Annotated in this window: 3 protein-coding genes; all 3 read right to left on the bottom strand. The window is 60.0% G+C overall.

Going from position 1 to position 2,921, the window contains the following annotated elements; genetic code table 11:
• A partial coding sequence (locus tag Q3981_RS10270) for a coproporphyrinogen-III oxidase family protein (RefSeq protein WP_303125974.1) occupies positions 1–551 on the bottom strand: 551 nt, incomplete at its 3' end.
• Positions 541–1,254, bottom strand: a complete 714-nt coding sequence (locus tag Q3981_RS10265) for a hypothetical protein (RefSeq protein ID WP_303125973.1) — start codon at positions 1,252–1,254, stop codon at positions 541–543. The genes Q3981_RS10265 and Q3981_RS10270, both read right to left, overlap by 11 nt.
• 171 nt (positions 1,255–1,425) lie before the next feature.
• The coding region (locus tag Q3981_RS10260) for a long-chain fatty acid--CoA ligase (protein WP_303125970.1) at positions 1,426–2,921 on the bottom strand (1,496 nt) is incomplete at its 5' end.

Genomic DNA, 2,921 nt, shown 5'->3' with positions numbered 1-2,921 from the left:
TCATCGTCCACTTCCCCGGGCGTGCCATAAATAAGGTCAAGGTTGACGTGCTCGAAACCCGCCCGGCGCGCCTCCTGAGCCGCAGCAACCGGCCTGCCGGGAGTGTGACGCCTGTCCAACACCCGAAGCACTTTCTCCGACGCGGACTGCATCCCTAAGCTCACCCGGGTAAAACCGGCCTCACGCAGCCCTGAGAAGAACTCCGGCGAGGTGGATTCCGGGTTGGCCTCCGTCGTTACCTCTGCACCTGGGCTCAAACCCATCGACGAGCGCACGGCGTTGAGTGCCCGCGTTAACCCCTCTGCCCCCACGAGGGATGGTGTTCCCCCGCCGACGAACACCGTATCGGCTGGTGGCAGGTGGTAGCGCTCCGCGGCTCGGAAGAGTTCACGCTCGACGGCGTCGAGGTACTGGAGGACGGGCGAGCGGGCGTCGTCACGAACACCCAATTCCCGCGGCGTGTAGGTATTGAAGTCGCAATAGCCGCAGCGTGTCACACAAAAAGGGACGTGGATATAAACCCCGAAAGAATCCTTCTTCTCAGGAGGCAAAATGGCCACCTTGGCGGCGCGACGCCACACTCGCCACGATACGGTCCACCCGCGCACGCTCCTCCAAGAACGGCGGCGGGCAGGTTCCCCGCATCATCCGGGTAAAAGGCGGATACGGCCAGGCCACGGTGTTCTTCCACGCATCAATGGCGCTGACCACATGGTCGTAGGCTCGCGCGAAAACGATCGACAAATTGGTTGACGACGCATCATCCACGGCTAGGTTCGTCTGGTACTCCACCCAGCTGGCCACGTCGGCGCACAGTCCCGACGCGGTCTCTGTGCGGCTCGTCAACGCGGTGCTCACAGCGTCCGCGTCCACCACCGTCGGGATGGGAAAGCAGTGAGTCAGCGATTCCGCGGTGACCTTGAGCGGCTCATTCGGCAGACCCGTCATCGGGCGGCCAGAGCGTTCACGCGCCCCCGGCCCCGCCGAGAGCACCCCACTTTTTAGTCCCGACGTCAGAGCGCGACGAATTCCGTCGAGTTCGGGCACGACGCTGCGAATGTCCTCGCGGGCCTCGCGGATAATGACGTCACATTCTTCCAGGCAATCGTCGGCAAGATCTGCATCCCAATCGGCGAGGGCTTCACCGATGTTGTCGATATAGGTGGCGACCTCGTCGCCAATATCGGAGACCTCCTGAGTGAGCTCGCGAAGCCTTTCCGTGGCGCTACACCGAGCGGGAGACTCTTCAAGCACAGGCGAACTCCTCACAGAATCGACCGAACCAGGCGATGGGAGCAGGAGAAATCATGTCGGGAATGGGTGCTTCCGGACGAGTGATCACTCTGCACAACCGGTATCAAATAGGGACGGGGATAACCATAAAGCAGCGGGGAGCCCATTGCACTGCGGCGCGCCGAGTAGTGGTTACTTCTGATACAGGTTCGCAATATCCCGAGCGAAGTGTTGCATCACCACATGGCGTTTGACCTTCAAGGTCGCGGTTAGTTCGCCCTCTTCCTCGGTGAAATCGCGGTCGAGGATATGGAACTTCTTGACGGCCTCCGCATGCGACACCGTGCTGTTAGCGTCGTTAATGGCGTCCTGGATCTCCGCGCGCAACACCGGGTTGGCGTGCAACTCACGGTTGCTCACATTGTCATTAACACCGTGGTCGCGCTTCCACTTCTCCAGGGCGACGTCGTCGAGCGTGACAAGGCATCCGATGAATGGTTGGCCATCGCCGACGAGCATCACTTGGCTGATCAACGGGTGCGTGCGCATGCGATCTTCCAGCGGACCAGGCGACACATTCTTGCCACCCGCGGTCACCAGCAATTCTTTCTTTCGGCCGGTGATCTTGAGGTGCCCGGAATCGAGGATCTCGCCTAGGTCACCGGTGTGGAAGTAGCTATCGTCATCGAAGCATTCTTTAGTTGCTTCCTCGTTATTCCAGTAGCCATCGAAAATGATGGGGCCCTTCAGGCACACTTCTCCGTCGTCGGAAATGCGGGCTGAGCAGCCGCCGGACGGGCGCCCCACGGTTCCGATGATGTTGTCGTCGTAGTTGACGCAGAATGCGGCGGTGGATTCCGTCAGACCGTAGCCTTCGTACACGGTGGTCCCGATGCCGCGGAAGAAGTGGAGGAGCTCGGGGTTCATGGCCGAGCCGCCGGAGATGCCATATTGCACTGCCCCACCCATGGCGGCGCGAACCTTGCGGTAGATGAGGCGGTCATAGAGAGCTCGACGCCATTTCAGGACCCGCGATGGTCCTTCCTCGTCTAAGGCCTTCGAGTACTGAATAGCTGTCGCCTCTGCGCGCGAGAACAGCAGCGCCCCTAATGGGCCTTTGCTCTTCGCTTGAGCCTGCACACCGTTACGGACTTTTTCGAAAACTCGCGGGACGCCCAGGATCATGTTCGGCTGCGCGCGCTGGAATTCGATGCTGATCGTGGAAAAGTCGGACCAGTGGGATTGCTGTGCCCCACCGATAGCCATTGCCAAAGAAATGGCCCGCGCAAAAACGTGCGCTAGCGGGAGGAACGTAATGTACCGCATGCCGGGGCGGGCGATCGTCCGGGCGATGTTATGGGTCAGCAGCGAACGCGCTTCGCCCAGCCAGTTAGCGTGAGTGAGCCGACATCCTTTCGGTCGGCCCGTGGTGCCGGAGGTGTACACCAGGCTCGCTAAGTCAGAGGATTTCGTTGCATGAATCCGCTCCCAGACGGCATCATCGGACACATCGCGACCTTCAAAAGCGAGCGTATCCAAGGCTGAGGAATTAAATTCCAGAATGCGTCGAAGTTTAGTTGGGGAACCTTTCAAGCGCGGTTTTCCGTCGCTATCCAATTCCAAGAACCGCATAAGTTCGGTGTGCTCACGAGTTTCCGTAATCGCGAAAACGGTTCCTGAATCCTCAA

It is taken from the genome of Corynebacterium sp. (assembly GCF_030530965.1).
GTDB lineage: Bacteria > Actinomycetota > Actinomycetes > Mycobacteriales > Mycobacteriaceae > Corynebacterium.
Note: the sequence above shows the minus strand (reverse complement) of the source record. Positions and strands in the feature narration are given on the sequence as shown.